We start from the raw sequence: 15,604 nt of genomic DNA, 5'->3' as shown, positions 1-15,604 counted from the left end.
GGCTGTCAGTCAACCAGCTAACTAAATCAACGCAAAAACACTAAGAGCGCGAGCACCACGACCGCACCAATGCTCATGGACGCCACATACCAGCGCAGCTGCCCGTTTTCGCTGAACAGCAGGCCTTTCCCGGCAAAGCGGGAGAGAATAGCCGGCGTGTTCATCACCGCATTCAACGGATCGCGCTTAATCAACCACGCAATGCCGAGGAACGGTTTAACGAAGATTTTGTCGTACAGCCAGTCGAAGCCCCATGCGTTATACCACCAGGTGCCCAGCAGGCGGCCCGGCGCGCTGTTGGCAATGGAGGTCACCAGCGTACGCTTGCCCAGCCACAGCCATGCAGCAATCAGGATCCCGGCAATAGCCACGACGCCCGAGGTAATTTCCAGGGTCAGCACGCGACCATGCTCAAGCTCGGTGGTATCCGGCAGAACACCCTGCAGCGGCGGCACGATCATCGCCCCAACGAAGGTTGAGAGCACCAGCAGCACAATCAGCGGTAGGTGATGGGTAATCCCCTTCCCTGCGTGAGCATGGATCTGCTCTTTGCCGTGGAAGACGATAAAGATCATACGGAAAGTGTAGAGCGAGGTCATGAACGCGCCGACCAGGCCTGCCACCATCAGGTTGATATGGCCGTTAGCCATCGCCCCTGCGAGGATCTCATCCTTACTGAAGAAGCCTGCGGTGATCAGCGGTAGTGCCGCCAGCGCCGCGCCGCCTACCAGGAAGCAGACGTAGACCAGCGGAATCGACTTACGCAGCCCGCCCATTTTAAAGATGTTCTGCTCATGGTGGCAGGCAAGGATCACCGAGCCAGACGAGAGGAACAGCAGCGCTTTGAAGAACGCATGGGTCATTAGATGGAAAATCGCCGCATCCCATGCCTGCACGCCCAGCGCGAGGAACATGTAGCCGATCTGGCTCATGGTGGAGTAAGCGAGAACGCGTTTGATGTCGGTCTGCACCAGCGCCGCAAAACCGGCCAGTACCAGGGTGACCGCGCCGACGATCCCCACCAGATGCAGGATCTCCGGCGTCATCAGGAACAGGCCGTGGGTACGGGCGATCAGGTAGACACCAGCGGTCACCATCGTGGCGGCGTGGATCAGCGCGGAGACCGGCGTCGGGCCAGCCATCGCGTCCGCAAGCCAGGTCTGCAACGGCAGCTGCGCGGATTTACCGACCGCACCGCCCAGCAGCATCAGCGTCGCCCACGTCAGCATGTTGTTGCCTGCTTCGAAGTGCGCAGGTGCCAGCTCGACCATCTCACGGAAGTTCAGCGTGCCCAGCTCGTTGTAGAGAATGAACAGCGCAAAGGCGAGGAAGACGTCACCCACGCGGGTCACGACAAATGCTTTCATTGCCGCCGCGCCGTTCTTCGGATCGGTGTAGTAGAAGCCGATCAGCAGATAGGAGCAGAGGCCCACGCCTTCCCAGCCGAGGTACATCAGCAGCAGGTTGTCCGCCAGCACCAGTACCACCATGCTCGCGATGAACAGGTTGGTGTAGGCGAAGAAGCGAGAGTAGCCCTCTTCCCCACGCATGTACCAGGAGGCGAACATGTGGATCAGGAAGCCAACCCCGGTCACCACCGAGAGCATGGTCAGCGACAGGCCGTCCAGCACCAGGTTGAAGCCGATGTTGAAATCGCCCACCGCCATCCAGGTCCACAGCGGCTGGCTGAAGGCCTCACGTCCGTTGTTAAAGAAGTCAACGCCAGCAATCGCCGTTACCAGCGCCGCCAGGCCGACGGAGCCCATCCCCACCGCAGCGGAGAGGTTTTCCGACCAGCGGCCACGGGAGAACGACAGAAGCAGGAAGCCAATCAATGGCAAAATAATGGTTAAGGCAAGCATGTTCATCCACGCAACTCACTTACTGAATCGATATTCAGGTTCTGGCGACGGCGATGCAGCTGGAGCAGCAGCGCCAGGCCAATACTGGCTTCCGCAGCCGCGAGGCTAATCGCGAGGATATACATCACCTGGCCGTCACTCTGGCCCCAGTAGCTGCCCGCGACGACAAAAGCCAGCGCGGCGGCGTTAATCATGATTTCGAGGCCAATCAGCATGAACAGCAGGTTGCGGCGGATGATAAGCCCCGTCAGCCCGAGCACAAACAGAACGGCGGCGAGGATCAGTCCGTGTTGTAAGGGGATCATACGTGCTCCTCCGTTTTTCTTTTCGCATCCGCCGGACGGTTGCTCAGCACCTCGCCCGGACGCTCTTCACGGCCAACGTGGAAGGCCACCACCAGGCCAGCCAGCAGCAGCATCGACGCCAGCTCAACCGCCAGAACGTAAGGCCCGAACAGGGTGATACCGACCGCTTTGGCGCTAATCGCGGTGCCGTCAATGCCCTGATCGTTAACGGTGAGAATGGCGTACACCATCACCGCCAGCAGTACGGCAGAGACCAGCCCTGGACCGATCCACACCTGCGGCTTCAGCCACTGGCGCTCCTGCTCGATTTCGGCTCCGCCAAGGTTAAGCATCATCACCACAAACACGAACAGCACCATAATGGCCCCGGCGTAGACGATGATCTCCAACGCACCGGCAAAGTAGGCGCCAAGGGAGAAGAAGACCCCTGAAATCGCCAGCAGGGAGACAATCAGGTACAGCAGCGCATGCACCGGATTGGTATGCGTGATCACGCGTAGCGTGGTCACGATGGCTACAAGGCCACAGATATAAAAAGCGAACTCCATTGCCCCTCTCCTTACGGTAACAGGCCCTTGACGTCGATAGGTTTGGCTTCGTTCTCTGCCTCGCCCTTATCCTTGCCGTCGATTGCCATACCTGCCATCCGGTAGAAGTTATATTCCGGATATTTACCCGGACCGGAGATCAGCAGATCCTCTTTTTCGTAAACCAGGTCCTGACGCTTGAACTCGCCCAGCTCGAAGTCTGGCGTAAGCTGGATCGCCGTGGTCGGACAGGCCTCTTCACACATACCGCAGAAGATGCAGCGTGAGAAGTTGATACGGAAAAACTCTGGATACCAGCGGCCATCGACGGTTTCCGCTTTTTGCAGCGAAATACAGCCTACGGGACAGGCTACCGCACACAGGTTACAGGCAACGCAGCGCTCTGCGCCGTCCGGATCGCGGGTTAATACAATGCGGCCACGGTAGCGCGGCGGCAGGTAGACCGGCTCTTCCGGATACATACGGGTTTCGCGTTTGGCAAACGCGTGCAGGCCGATCATCCAGATACTGCGTACCTGGGTGCCGAAACCTACGATTAACTCTTTTAAGGTCATGGTCTTTTCATCCCTTATTGCGCCTGCCACAGAATGACAGCCGCCGTTACCAGCAGGTTGATTAGCGTAAGCGGCAGGCACACTTTCCAGCCGAAGGACATCACCTGGTCATAACGCGGACGCGGTAATGCTGCGCGAATCAAAATGAACATCATCATGAAGAATGCTGTTTTCAGGGCAAACCAGACGAACGGCGGTAAGAACGGGCCGTGCCAGCCACCGAAGAACAGGGTGACGATCAGCGCGGACACGGTAACGATAGCAACGTACTCACCCACGAAGAACAGACCGAACTTCATGCCGGAATATTCGATGTGGTAACCATCCGCCAGCTCCTGCTCGGCCTCTGGCTGGTCAAACGGATGTCGGTGACAGACCGCAACGCCTGCAATCGCAAAGGTGATGAAACCAAAGAACTGGGGAATGATGTTCCACAGGTGCGCCTGGTTGTTAACGATGTCGGTCATATTGAATGAACCGGCCTGCGCCACAACGCCCATCAGCGACAGCCCGAGGAACACCTCGTAGCTCAGCGTCTGGGCTGAGGCGCGCATCGCCCCCAGCAGCGAGTATTTGTTGTTACTCGACCAGCCGGCAAAAAGCACCGCGTACACCGTCAGCCCCGCCATCATCAGGAAGAACAGGATGCCGATGTTGAGATCCGCTACCACCCACGTCGGGCTGACCGGCACAATAGCAAAGGCCAGCAGCAGCGAGGTAAAGGCGATCATCGGTGCAAGGGTATAGATCATGCGGTCCGAGAAGCGCGGGATCCAGTCCTCTTTGAAGAACATCTTGATCATGTCCGCCACCAGCTGGAGTGAGCCACCCCAGCCTACGCGGTTCGGTCCATAACGGTTCTGGAACAGGCCGAGCAGACGTCGCTCGGCAAAGCTCATAAACGCGCCGCAGATGACCACCACCAGCAGGATCGCCAACGCCTTAAGAATGCCGATCAGGATATCAATCAGCTCCGGTGTTAACCAACTCATTGCTGTGCCTCCTGCAAGTTCTCAAGACGCGCGCCCGCCAGCACCGGTGCGATGCCCGGCATACCCATCGGCAAGCCCACCTGCCCTGCTGTCAAACCGTCTGCAATCACCAGCGGCAGGGTTACCGTCTGGCCCTCGTAGCTGAACGCAACCTGCGCACCCGCATTGATGCCAAGCTTCGCGGCATCCGCCGGGTTGAGCTTGATGTACGGCTGCGGCATCCGGGTCTGGAACACCGGAGCGCGCTGGGACAGCTCGTCGCTGCCGAAGAGATGGTAGTACGGCGCAACCCGCCATTTCCCCTCTTCCGCCTGGAAGCCTGCCGGTACGCGGTCAAAGTATTCCAGACCGTTGGCAGAGGCTTCGATCAGGCGCACGCCCGGATCGCCATGACGCAGTTTGCCACCCACTTCGGCCTGGAACTTGTTCCATGCCTGCGGTGAGTTCCAGCCCGGTGCCCAGGCAAACGGAATTTGCGAGCGCGGCGCGGACGGCTGGTTGTTCCCTTCCATTGAGAAGGCAAACATGGTGTCTTTATCCTGCGGCTGACGCGGCTCGTGCACGCTGATATTGGCGCGCATTGCCGTCCGGCCGCTGTAGCGGTGCGGTTCACGGGCCAGCTTCTGACCACGAATACGGAAGCTGGCATCCGGCGCGGCATCTTTGATACCGGTCAGCTGCGGCAGCTGGGCAATCGCGGCGTCGATCACGTGATCGAGCTGGGTCCAGTCCACTTCCCGGCTCAGCACGGTGCTGTGCAGGGAGTGCAGCCAGCGCCAGCTCTCCAGCATCACGGCGCTGCTGTCGTAGTAGGCTGGATCGTAAACCTGGAAGAAGCGCTGGGCGCGGCCTTCGTTGTTGATCACCGTCCCGTCACTTTCAGCGAAGCTTGCCGCCGACAGCACGAGGTGCGCTTTCTCCATGATCGCCGTGCGCTGATGGTCAATCACCAGCACCAGCGGCGCTTTAGAGAGGGCCGCGTCAACGCGTGCGGCAGAGGCGTGGCGATGCAGATCGTTCTCCAGCACGACCACGGCATCCGCTGCGCCGGTCTCCAGTTCGCTCAGGGCGTCATCCAGAGAGCCGCCGCCAATTAGACCCAGGCCGACGCTGTTCACCGCCCGGGCAATCATGGTCACGCCCACGTCCACGCCGCGTCCCTTCAGGGCCTTCGCCACGTTCGCTGCCGCCTGAATAACCTCGGCGCTGCCGGCGTTGGTGCCGGAAATAATCAGCGGTTTTTTCGCCCCGGCCAGCGCCTGGACGATCACATCAATTTTGTTTTGCAGATCGCGATCGATACCGTCTACCGCCGGGGCAGATCCATCCAGCGCGTGGGCGATGGCAAAGCCTAAGCGCGCCTGATCCTCTACCGGAGCACGGTAGGTCCACGCCGCGATATCGTCGAGGCGGGTGCTGTCAACGTTGGTCACAAACAGCGGATGCTTGGCACGCTGGCCGATGTTCTGGATCGCGGCAATCTGCCAGTCGGCCACTTTCTGGGCCGCAGCCATCTCGCGCGCTTTGCCTTTCACCGCCTGACGCACCGCCAGCGCGGCACGAGCACCGGTCTGGGTGAGGTCTTCACCGAGGATCAGCACCGCGTCGTAGCTTTCGATTTCACGCAGCGCCGGGGTATGGATACCCCCTTCACGCAGCACCTTCAGGGCCAGCTCAAGACGCTCCTGCTCACCTTTGGCGATGCCGGTATAGAAGTTCCCGGCACCCACCAGCTCACGCAGGGCAAAGTTGCTCTCAACGCTGGCGCGCGGGGAGCCGATACCGATCACTTTCTTGGACTGGCGCAGGATATCTGCCGCGCCCTGCATTGCCTGCTCGGCGTTGAGGGCGATCAGATCGTCGCCGCGACGCTGAACCGGCTGGCGCGGACGATCCTTCAGGTTCACGTAGCCGTAGCCGAAGCGGCCGCGGTCGCAGAGGAAGTAGTGGTTAACGGTGCCGTTGTAGCGGTTTTCGATACGACGCAGCTCGCCATAGCGTTCGCCGGGGCTGGTGTTACAGCCCAGAGAGCACTGCTGGCAGATGCTCGGGGCAAACTGCATATCCCACTTACGGTTGTAGCGTTCGGAGTGCGTTTTGTCGGTAAAGACGCCGGTCGGGCAGATCTCAACCAGGTTGCCAGAGAACTCGCTCTCCAGCACGCCATCTTCCGGGCGACCGAAGTAGACGTTGTCATGGGCACCGTAGACGCCGAGATCGGTGCCGTCGGCGTAGTCTTTGTAGTAGCGCACGCAGCGGTAGCAGGCGATGCAGCGGTTCATCTCATGGGAGATGAATGGCCCCAGGTCCTGGTTGCGGTGGGTACGTTTTGTAAAGCGATAGCGGCGGAAGCTATGACCGGTCATTACGGTCATATCCTGCAGGTGGCAGTTGCCCCCCTCTTCACAGACCGGGCAGTCGTGCGGGTGGTTGGTCATCAGCCACTCTACGACGCTCTCACGGAACTGTTTTGCCTCTTCGTCATCGATAGAGATAAAGGTGTTGTCCGTCGCTGGTGTCATACAGGACATCACCAGGCGACCGCGCGTATCTTCCGCGTTCTGGTACTGCTTCACCGCACACTGGCGGCAAGCGCCAACGCTGCCCAGCGCCGGATGCCAGCAAAAATACGGAATATCAAGACCTAACGAGAGACACGCCTGTAGCAGGTTGTCCGCCCCGTTGACCTCGTAATCCTTGCCGTCTACATGAATCGTAGCCATTCGCATGCTTCCAAATTAGAAAATCGTAAACTCACCAGCGCGTCTTAAGCAGGTTAGGCTGAATACCGTTGATCAGGTGGGTATTGCTAAACTGCTGCTTGATGCCTGCTTCGAATTCTTCGCGGAAATATTTTATTGCACTCTGCAGAGGCTCTACCGCGCCTGGCGCATGGGCACAGAAGGTTTTACCTGGCCCCAGGAATCGACACAACTGCTCAAGCGTCTCGATATCGCCAGGCTGACCTTCGCCGCGCTCAAGGGCGCGCAGGATCTTCACGCTCCACGGCAGGCCGTCGCGACAAGGCGTACACCAGCCGCAGGATTCGCGGGCAAAAAACTCTTCCAGGTTACGCACCAGCGACACCATGTTGATCTCGTGATCCACCGCCATCGCCAGCGCGGTACCCAGACGGCTGCCGGCTTTGCCAATGCTGGCAAACTCCATCGGCAGGTCAAGGTGCGCGTCGGTGAGGAAGTCGGTTCCCGCGCCGCCCGGCTGCCAGGCCTTGAACTTCAGGCCATCGCGCATGCCGCCCGCGTAGTCTTCCAGGATCTCACGTGCGGTGGTGCCAAACGGCAGCTCCCAGACGCCGGGATTTTTCACGCGGCCAGAGAAGCCCATCAGCTTGGTGCCGTTGTCTTCGCTTTTCGAGATCCCCTGATACCACTCAACGCCGTTAGCAAGGATCGCCGGGACGTTACACAGGGTTTCAACGTTGTTTACGCAGGTCGGCTTGCCCCAGACCCCAGAGCTTGCCGGGAACGGTGGCTTAGAGCGCGGGTTCGCGCGGCGGCCTTCCAGGGAGTTGATCAGCGCCGTCTCTTCACCGCAGATGTAGCGCCCTGCCCCGGTGTGGACAAACAGCTCGAAGTCAAAGCCGGTGCCAAGAATGTTTTTACCCAGCAGCCCCGCTTCGGTCGCTTCGGCGATGGCGCGGCGCAGGCGCTCGGCGGCCTCAATGTATTCGCCGCGCAGGAAGATGTAGCCCCGGTACGCTTTCAGCGCGAAGGCAGAGATCAGCATCCCCTCTACCAGCAGGTGCGGCAGCTGCTCCATCAGCAGGCGGTCTTTATAGGTGCCCGGCTCCATCTCATCGGCGTTACACAGCAGGTAACGGATGTTCATGGATTCGTCTTTCGGCATCAGGCTCCACTTCAAACCGGTAGAGAAGCCCGCACCGCCGCGCCCTTTCAGGCCAGAATCTTTAACCGCGTTAACAATCTCATCCGGCGCCATGCCGGTGAGCGCCTTACGCGCCCCGGCGTAGCCGTTTTTGCTCTGGTACTCATCCAACCAGACCGGCTGCTTGTCAGCACGCAGACGCCAGGTCAGAGGATGGGTTTCAGGAGTCAGGATAATGTTTTTCATTATTTATACTGCTCCAGCAGGTCGGGGATGGCTTCCGGCGTTAGATAGCTGTGCGTATCTTCGTCGATCATCATCGTTGGCCCTTTGTCGCAGTTCCCCAGGCAGCAGGTCGGCAGCAGGGTGAAACGGCCATCAAAGGTGGTCTGTCCCGGCTTGATATCAAGTTTTTTCTCAATCGCGGCCTGGATGCCCTGGTAACCGGTGATGTGGCACACCACGCTATCGCAGTAGCGGATAACGTGACGGCCTACCGGCTGGCGGAAGATCTGGCTGTAGAAGGTGGCGACACCCTCTACGTCGCTGGCCGGAATATCCAGCACCTCGGCGATGGCATAGATCGCCCCGTCCGGCACCCAGCCACGCTGCTTCTGAACAATTTTCAGCGCTTCGATGGACGCCGCACGCGGGTCTTCGTAGTGGTGCTTCTCGTGCTCGATAGCATCACGCTCTGCCGCACTCAGCTCAAAAGCCTCGGTCTGTGGTTGTTGATTTTCGTGCATAATTAGCGGTCCACGTCTGACATAACAAAATCGATACTACCCAGATAGACAATCAGGTCGGACACCAGGCTGCCGCGGATCGCCGAAGGGATCTGCTGCAGGTGCGGGAAGCTCGGCGTACGCACGCGGGTGCGGTAGCTCATGGTGCTGCCATCGCTGGTCAGGTAGTAGCTGTTGATACCCTTGGTTGCCTCAATCATCTGGAAGGATTCGTTGGCCGGCATGACCGGGCCCCAGGAAACCTGCAGGAAGTGGGTAATCAGGGTTTCGATATGCTGAAGCGTGCGCTCTTTCGGCGGCGGCGTCGTCAGCGGGTGATCCGCCTTGAACGGGCCTTCCGGCATGTTGTTGAGGCACTGCTCAAGAATGCGCAGGCTCTGGCGCAGCTCTTCAACTTTCAGCATCACGCGGGTGTAGGCATCGCTGATGCCGCCGCCGACCGGAACTTCAAAGTCAAAGTTTTCGTAGCCAGAGTAAGGACGCGCCTTACGCACGTCGAAGTCGATACCGGTGGCGCGCAGGCCAGCCCCGGTGGTGCCCCACTCCAGCGCCTCTTTCGCGCCGTAGGCGGCAACGCCCTTCGAACGGCCAATCAGAATAGTGTTGCGCAGCGCGGCTTTCTCGTAGGAGTCCAGACGCTTCGGCATCCACTCCAGAAACTCACGCAGCAGGCGGTCCCAGCCGCGCGGCAGATCGTGCGCCACGCCGCCAATGCGGAACCAGGCCGGGTGCATACGGAAGCCGGTGATGGCCTCAACCAGATCGTAGATTTTCTGCCGATCGGTAAAGGCGAAGAACACCGGCGTCATCGCCCCGACGTCCTGGATAAAGGTCGAGATGTAGAGCAGGTGACTGTTGATACGGAACAGCTCGGAGAGCATGACGCGGATCACATCAACGCGCTCAGGCACCTTGATGCCTGCCAGCTTCTCAACCGCCAGCACGTATGGCATCTCGTTCACGCAGCCGCCGAGGTACTCGATACGGTCGGTGTACGGAATGTAGCTGTGCCAGGACTGACGCTCGCCCATCTTCTCTGCGCCACGGTGGTGGTAGCCGATATCCGGCACGCAGTCGACGATCTCTTCGCCATCAAGCTGCAGGATAATACGGAACGCACCGTGCGCCGACGGGTGGTTCGGCCCGAGGTTGAGGAACATAAAGTCTTCGTTGGCGGTGCCGCGCTGCATGCCCCAGTCTTCCGGCTTGAAGGTCAGCGCCTCCATCTCCAGATCCTGCTTGGCTTTGGTCAGCTCGAACGGATCGAACTCGGTGGCGCGCGCCGGGTAATCTTTACGCAGCGGGTGGCCGGTCCAGGTCGGCGGCATCATGATGCGCGTCAGGTGCGGGTGGCCTTCGATATTGATGCCAAACATCTCCCAGGTTTCACGCTCGTACCAGTTGGCGTTGGGGAAGAGTTTGGTAAAGGTCGGCACGTTGAGATCGTTTTCTGACAGCGCCACCTTGAGCATGATGTCGCGGTTACGCTCGATGGAGAGCAGGTGGTAGAAAACGGAAAAATCCGCGGCGGGAAGCCCGTCGCGGTGCGTGCGGAGACGTTCGTCCATGCCGTGCAGATCGTACAGCATGACGTAAGGCTTCGGCAGTTTCTTTAAGAAATCGCCCACTTCCAGTAACTGTTCACGCTTTACCCAAACAACAGGGACGCCGGTGCGGGTCGCCTGAACGGTAAAGGCATCCGGCCCAAAACGGTTGCGCAGTTCGCCAATAACTGGGTCGTCCAGGTGATCCCGGGTTTGCCAGAACGCGTCTTGCGCGGTTAAGTCGGTCATAATGTTCACCATTGCAAAGGGTCCGTGGTGACTGCCGGGCGTGGCTTCGCGCTATAAGTTTATTATGCGAAGGAGTTGTCCACGGCCCGCAGGCGCAAATTAAATCTCGTCCGGCGTACGCAGGTTAGTGACAGCAATGCGTTCGCCGCGTTTGCGCTCGCGCTCTGACTGCATGTTGGCGCGATAGACGCCCTGGTCGCCCACAACCCATGAGAGCGGACGACGCTCTTTGCCAATCGACTCCTGAAGCAGCATCAGCGCCTGCATATAGGCTTCTGGACGCGGCGGACAGCCCGGGATGTAAACATCAACCGGAAGGAATTTATCAACGCCCTGCACCACGGAGTAGATGTCGTACATGCCGCCTGAGTTGGCACAGGCACCCATGGAGATAACCCACTTCGGCTCCAGCATCTGATCGTATAGACGCTGGATCACCGGGGCCATTTTGGTAAACGGCGTACCGGCGATCACCATCAGGTCAGCCTGGCGTGGCGAGGCGCGCAGCACTTCCGCACCAAAGCGTGCCACGTCATGGACCGCGGTAAAGGAGGTCACCATCTCAACGTAGCAGCAGGAGAGACCGAAGTTGTACGGCCAAATAGAGTTTTTACGGCCCCAGTTAACCATGCCGTGCATGACGTCTTCCAGCTTGCCCATGAACACGCTGCGGTTAACTTCTTGCTCGAGGGGGTCGGTTACGATCTCCTGTTTTTGCAGGGGATAACGGTCGTTCTCACCGTTGGGATCGATGCGGGTGAGCGTGTAATCCATCTTATTGCCTCGCTGTTAGCGTTGACGGTTAGTGATATTGCCTGACTCAGGGTTGAAGCGCTCGCGGCGTGAACGCGCGGGCGTCCAGTCCAGCGCGCCAATACGCACCAGATAAACCAGACCAGCCAGCAGCACTAAAATAAAAATTGCAGCCTCAACAAAGCCAACCCAGCCGCTCTCGCGAATGGAGGTTGACCATGCAAACAGGTAAAGCGCTTCGACGTCGAAGATGACGAAGAACATGGCGACCAGATAAAACTTGGCAGAGAGGCGCAGACGAGCGGTGCCAACGGAATCGATACCCGATTCAAAAGGCGTGTTCTTGTGCCGCGCGCGGGCGCGCCCGCCCAGTAACCAGCCGCCGACCAGCATCAGGCAGCATAAGCCAATGGCAACAATAAGAAAGATCGCGAATGCCCAGTGATGAGCAATAACTTCAGTGGATGTTGACATACGCATTGCTTAACTCAAAAAGTGGCACCGTTACCTCTGCTCTTCTCGGCAGATGGACGCCACACAGTTTCAGGGAGGAACAAAAAAAACCTTACACTCACTGTTAGAAACGGCTTAGACAGCTAAATGATGGGGTTTTTTACTCCTTTCTATAACCTTTTGTCAACTTTGACCAAAAGTTCCTTCACATTAGTTTACACCGGCATCAATTCATTAACATAAAATGCCTTTTTTTCCACCAACACCCATTTTTTATAGGGTGTTTAGCGGTGTTGAATCGTGTCCGTTGTGCGGTGATACAAAAAGTACCCTCTTATTTTGACAGGATTTCAGCAGGATTCCTCCCCCTCTATGGGAGTATTTTCTTGATCTGAGACACGCTTTTGTTAATTCACACAAAAAAACGGCAACAATCAAACTTGTTTTTTAACATGAACTTTCGCTATGCATAGTAGCATACTAAGCAGGGTTTACTGAGGACGGGGGCGCTTAACTGCTTGATGGCAAAAGCGATAAATAATGATTTTTGATAATCTGTGCTAAAAAAGCGCACCAGGCATGCCGCTGGCAAATTTTCTGCTACCAGCGGCTCGCCCGATCCCTGACAGAATGTTACCTGTGCCAGGCAACTGTGTTACGTAAACTCCCTGTGTTACGCCCACTCTCGGCGCTACTCAACGTCCCCTTCAACAATCAGCGAACTGTCGCCGCTCTGCGGCGTAGCGGCACCGTAGTGCCAAGGAGTCTGGTACTCCGCCATGGCCTGGAAAACGACCTGGGCCAGTTCATTCTGGCTTTGCGGGTTGTGGCACAGAAGATACTCGGTCTCCGCCAGCGCAGGCAGCCCATCGCTTGGACCCAGCACGCGCAGGTCCGCGCTCATCATCTCTACCGGCCTGGCGGTGATCCCCAGCCCGGCCTTCACCGCCGACTTCACCGCTGAGAGCGTCGAGGCCACGTAGGCCATGCGCCAGGGGATCCCGGCGGCATCCAGGGTATTAAGTACGCCGTCACGGAACGGATTAGGATCGTCAAGGAAGACCAGCGGCAGCGTTTCACCCTTCTGCAAGACATACTCTGCCGCACAGTACCAGTGGGTCGGGGAGGTACGCAGCGTCAGATGCTCAAACTGGTGAGGCCGATGCGTGGTCACCAGCAGATCGACCTCCTGGGCCGCCAGCATGTCGACCATGGAGAGATTACGCTTAACACGCACGTCCAGCGCCAGCTTGGGATAGATCGAACTGATGCGGTTCAACAGAAACGGCAAAATAGTATCCGCAGAGTCGTCGGAAGCACCAACCGTTAACACCCCCTGAAGATTGTTGAACATTAATGAGCTACAGGCCTCATCATTAAAGCGCAGGATTTTTCGCGCATAGCCCAGCAGCTGAATGCCGTGTTCAGTTAATAGCTTATTACGACCATGGCGAACAAACAGCTCTTTGCCTACCAGCAGCTCCAGGCGCTGCATCTGCTGGCTTACCGCAGATTGCGTTCGGCATACCGCGACAGCGGCAGCCGCAAAGGTGTTGAGATCGGCGACGGCAACGAACGTTCTCAGTAGATCGAGATCGAGATTGAGTATCGGACGATGTGCATTAATCATATGTTTTCACTTACAGGGTACTCCTGACGAGCGCCCCGGCTTTTGCTGTGTTCAAAGATTTAAGCAATCCTCGTTGAGAAGGGATCTGCGTGGCCAGTACCAAACCGATCGTAGTTAATAATTCGCGTCCGCTCGCGATCCTCTATATATAATTACAGTGTATAACCGTAAATTATTTTACCAGGTCACATGCTATTACTGCATCCGTGAATGCAATCGCAAATCATTTACCAATCCATCTCAGGATGATTGACGGAAAAAAATTTTTAATATCAATTAATTGTATATTCAACCAGAGAAATATGCGGATGCGATTATCGCTTTTAGCCGTAGTCTCTGCTGGCCATCTTACCTCATACACGCATCGGTTATAAGACCCTTTGCGAATGACCTTAAGCCCCATAATGTTATAGAGGGAAGGTAAGCGCTATTAATATTAACAATTGTTGGTAATCGCAAGCTATCGTATTAAATAATTATTAATTGATAATAGAAACTCTTCTAAATAGTCCTTAACATTACCTTTACACCTTCCCCGCTTTACCTGATGGCTTGCCCTACTCTCTCTCCCCCCTTCCGTTCCTGCCCTAAAAACCGCCCTGCCCTGGCCCTACAATACAGTGATAACAGCGGCAATTTTGCGATCCATCCACACATTCATCCAAAATTAATATTTTTGGTGAATTTATTATCACTTTTCAACCTGTAACCCCAGCGTAAAAAACCGGTTACTTTGCACTGCCAGAGGCAAAATCTTCTTCTGTGCACCCTTCTAAACTGCCATTCGGGGGAGTACATTGTTCCGTGCTGACTTCCACGGCAGGAAGTCGCACCAACAGCTAAAAGGTCAACGATTCATGTCCCCCATCGAAAAATCCAGCAAATTAGACAATGTCTGTTATGACATCCGTGGCCCGGTTCTGAAAGAGGCGAAACGTCTTGAAGAAGAAGGTAACAAAGTACTGAAGCTTAATATCGGTAACCCGGCCCCCTTTGGCTTCGATGCTCCCGACGAGATCCTGGTAGACGTTATCCGTCATCTGCCTACGGCGCAGGGCTATAGCGACTCCAAAGGGCTCTACAGCGCCCGCAAAGCGATCATGCAGCACTATCAGGCGCGCGGCATGCGCGACGTGACCGTAGAAGATATCTATATTGGTAACGGCGTCTCTGAGCTGATCGTGCAGTCGATGCAGGCGCTGCTGAACAGCGGCGATGAGATGCTGGTTCCGGCTCCTGACTACCCGTTGTGGACGGCGGCGGTGTCGCTCTCCGGGGGTAAAGCGGTACACTATCTTTGCGATGAGTCGTCTGACTGGTTCCCGGATCTTGATGATATCCGTGCCAAAATTACCCCGCGCACCCGGGGAATTGTCATCATTAACCCGAACAACCCTACCGGCGCGGTCTACTCAAAAGCGCTGCTGCTGGAGATCGTTGAAATTGCCCGCCAGCATAACCTGATTATCTTCGCCGATGAGATCTACGATAAGATCCTCTACGACGAGGCGGAGCACCACTCCATCGCCGCGCTGGCCCCTGATCTGCTGACGATTACCTTTAACGGCCTCTCTAAAACCTATCGCGTAGCGGGTTTCCGCCAGGGTTGGATGGTACTTAACGGGCCCAAGAAGCACGCCAAAGGCTATATCGAAGGGCTGGAGATGCTCGCGTCGATGCGTCTTTGCGCCAACGTGCCGGCCCAGCACGCTATCCAGACCGCGCTTGGCGGCTATCAGAGTATTAGCGAATTTATCGTGCCCGGCGGACGCCTCTATGAGCAGCGTAATCGTGCCTGGGAGCTGATCAACGAGATCCCCGGCGTGACCTGTACTAAGCCGAAGGGCGCGCTCTATATGTTCCCAAAAATCGACATCAAGCGTTTTAACATTCATGACGACCAGAAGATGGTGCTGGATTTCCTGCTGCAGGAGAAGGTGCTGCTGGTGCAGGGTACGGCCTTTAACTGGCCGTGGCCGGATCACGTCCGCATTGTGACGCTGCCGCGCCTGGACGATCTGGAGATGTCGATCAACCGCTTCAGCCGCTTCCTCTCCGGCTACCATCAGTAAGCGTATCAAGGGGAAGATTTGCATCTTCCCCTGCTCTCTGCGCACAATGG

At 57.2% G+C, this 15,604-nt stretch carries 13 protein-coding genes; 1 reads left to right on the top strand and 12 read right to left on the bottom strand.

The genetic code is table 11. The features are described 5' to 3' along the window. Nucleotides 1–26: 26 nt before the first annotated feature. The 12 genes from nuoL to lrhA form a co-directional block, all read right to left on the bottom strand. Nucleotides 27–1,868 carry an NADH-quinone oxidoreductase subunit L gene (nuoL, locus tag FN633_RS13725; protein ID WP_154058076.1) on the bottom strand — a complete coding sequence of 614 codons (1,842 nt, stop codon included), beginning with the start codon at nt 1,866–1,868 and terminating at the stop codon, nt 27–29. Continuing rightward, nucleotides 1,865–2,167: an NADH-quinone oxidoreductase subunit NuoK gene (nuoK, locus tag FN633_RS13720; RefSeq protein ID WP_042389582.1), complete on the bottom strand. Its 303-nt coding sequence runs from the start codon at nt 2,165–2,167 to the stop codon at nt 1,865–1,867. The genes nuoL and nuoK overlap by 4 nt, the downstream gene beginning before the upstream one ends. After that, entirely contained in the window at nt 2,164–2,715 is a 552-nt protein-coding gene (nuoJ, locus tag FN633_RS13715) for an NADH-quinone oxidoreductase subunit J (RefSeq protein ID WP_042389580.1), read from the bottom strand. The genes nuoK and nuoJ overlap by 4 nt, the downstream gene beginning before the upstream one ends. Before the next feature lie 11 nt (nt 2,716–2,726). Beyond that, nucleotides 2,727–3,269, bottom strand: coding sequence for an NADH-quinone oxidoreductase subunit NuoI (gene nuoI, locus FN633_RS13710; RefSeq protein ID WP_042389578.1), 543 nt, complete (start codon nt 3,267–3,269; stop codon nt 2,727–2,729). 14 nt (nt 3,270–3,283) lie between these two features. Next, nucleotides 3,284–4,261 carry an NADH-quinone oxidoreductase subunit NuoH gene (gene nuoH, locus FN633_RS13705; protein WP_042389577.1) on the bottom strand — a complete coding sequence of 326 codons (978 nt, stop codon included), beginning with the start codon at nt 4,259–4,261 and terminating at the stop codon, nt 3,284–3,286. Next, nucleotides 4,258–6,984 (bottom strand): NADH-quinone oxidoreductase subunit NuoG, encoded by a 2,727-nt coding sequence (gene nuoG / locus FN633_RS13700; RefSeq protein ID WP_154058075.1) that lies wholly within the window; start codon nt 6,982–6,984, stop codon nt 4,258–4,260. The genes nuoH and nuoG overlap by 4 nt, the downstream gene beginning before the upstream one ends. 31 nt (nt 6,985–7,015) lie before the next feature. Continuing rightward, nucleotides 7,016–8,353, bottom strand: a complete 1,338-nt coding sequence (gene nuoF, locus FN633_RS13695) for an NADH-quinone oxidoreductase subunit NuoF (protein WP_154058074.1) — start codon at nt 8,351–8,353, stop codon at nt 7,016–7,018. Next, nucleotides 8,353–8,853, bottom strand: coding sequence for an NADH-quinone oxidoreductase subunit NuoE (gene nuoE, locus FN633_RS13690; RefSeq protein ID WP_144816963.1), 501 nt, complete (start codon nt 8,851–8,853; stop codon nt 8,353–8,355). Before nuoE ends, nuoF begins: the two co-directional genes overlap by 1 nt. A 2-nt stretch (nt 8,854–8,855) precedes the next feature. Then, nucleotides 8,856–10,658, bottom strand: a complete 1,803-nt coding sequence (gene nuoC, locus FN633_RS13685) for an NADH-quinone oxidoreductase subunit C/D (protein ID WP_103819004.1) — start codon at nt 10,656–10,658, stop codon at nt 8,856–8,858. 87 nt (nt 10,659–10,745) lie between these two features. Beyond that, nucleotides 10,746–11,420: an NADH-quinone oxidoreductase subunit NuoB gene (nuoB, locus tag FN633_RS13680; protein ID WP_042389571.1), complete on the bottom strand. Its 675-nt coding sequence runs from the start codon at nt 11,418–11,420 to the stop codon at nt 10,746–10,748. A 15-nt stretch (nt 11,421–11,435) separates the two neighbouring features. Next, nucleotides 11,436–11,879: an NADH-quinone oxidoreductase subunit NuoA gene (nuoA, locus tag FN633_RS13675; protein WP_042389569.1), complete on the bottom strand. Its 444-nt coding sequence runs from the start codon at nt 11,877–11,879 to the stop codon at nt 11,436–11,438. A gap of 664 nt (nt 11,880–12,543) precedes the next feature. Continuing rightward, entirely contained in the window at nt 12,544–13,482 is a 939-nt protein-coding gene (gene lrhA / locus FN633_RS13665; RefSeq protein WP_154058073.1) for a transcriptional regulator LrhA, read from the bottom strand. An 857-nt stretch (nt 13,483–14,339) separates the two neighbouring features. On the opposite strand from lrhA, the gene alaA reads away from it, so the two are divergent. Then, nucleotides 14,340–15,554 carry an alanine transaminase AlaA gene (gene alaA, locus FN633_RS13660; RefSeq protein ID WP_154058072.1) on the top strand — a complete coding sequence of 405 codons (1,215 nt, stop codon included), beginning with the start codon at nt 14,340–14,342 and terminating at the stop codon, nt 15,552–15,554. Nucleotides 15,555–15,604 lie beyond the last annotated feature (50 nt).

The organism is Pseudescherichia vulneris (assembly GCF_902164725.1).
In the GTDB taxonomy this organism is placed as follows: Bacteria; Pseudomonadota; Gammaproteobacteria; order Enterobacterales; family Enterobacteriaceae; genus Pseudescherichia; species Pseudescherichia vulneris.
This window is presented reverse-complemented; position numbering and strand designations above follow the sequence as displayed.

What these genes read in the sequence shown, in the direction of transcription:
- nuoB (WP_042389571.1), bottom strand. Translation starts at nt 11,420, where the DNA reads ATGGATTACACGCTCACCCGCATCGATCCCAACGGTGAGAACGACCGT.
- nuoF (WP_154058074.1), bottom strand. Translation starts at nt 8,353, where the DNA reads ATGAAAAACATTATCCTGACTCCTGAAACCCATCCTCTGACCTGGCGT.
- nuoL (WP_154058076.1), bottom strand. Translation starts at nt 1,868, where the DNA reads ATGAACATGCTTGCCTTAACCATTATTTTGCCATTGATTGGCTTCCTG.
- nuoH (WP_042389577.1), bottom strand. Translation starts at nt 4,261, where the DNA reads ATGAGTTGGTTAACACCGGAGCTGATTGATATCCTGATCGGCATTCTT.
- nuoA (WP_042389569.1), bottom strand. Translation starts at nt 11,879, where the DNA reads ATGCGTATGTCAACATCCACTGAAGTTATTGCTCATCACTGGGCATTC.
- nuoG (WP_154058075.1), bottom strand. Translation starts at nt 6,984, where the DNA reads ATGGCTACGATTCATGTAGACGGCAAGGATTACGAGGTCAACGGGGCG.
- lrhA (WP_154058073.1), bottom strand. Translation starts at nt 13,482, where the DNA reads ATGATTAATGCACATCGTCCGATACTCAATCTCGATCTCGATCTACTG.
- nuoJ (WP_042389580.1), bottom strand. Translation starts at nt 2,715, where the DNA reads ATGGAGTTCGCTTTTTATATCTGTGGCCTTGTAGCCATCGTGACCACG.
- nuoI (WP_042389578.1), bottom strand. Translation starts at nt 3,269, where the DNA reads ATGACCTTAAAAGAGTTAATCGTAGGTTTCGGCACCCAGGTACGCAGT.
- nuoC (WP_103819004.1), bottom strand. Translation starts at nt 10,658, where the DNA reads ATGGTGAACATTATGACCGACTTAACCGCGCAAGACGCGTTCTGGCAA.
- nuoK (WP_042389582.1), bottom strand. Translation starts at nt 2,167, where the DNA reads ATGATCCCCTTACAACACGGACTGATCCTCGCCGCCGTTCTGTTTGTG.
- alaA (WP_154058072.1), top strand. Translation starts at nt 14,340, where the DNA reads ATGTCCCCCATCGAAAAATCCAGCAAATTAGACAATGTCTGTTATGAC.
- nuoE (WP_144816963.1), bottom strand. Translation starts at nt 8,853, where the DNA reads ATGCACGAAAATCAACAACCACAGACCGAGGCTTTTGAGCTGAGTGCG.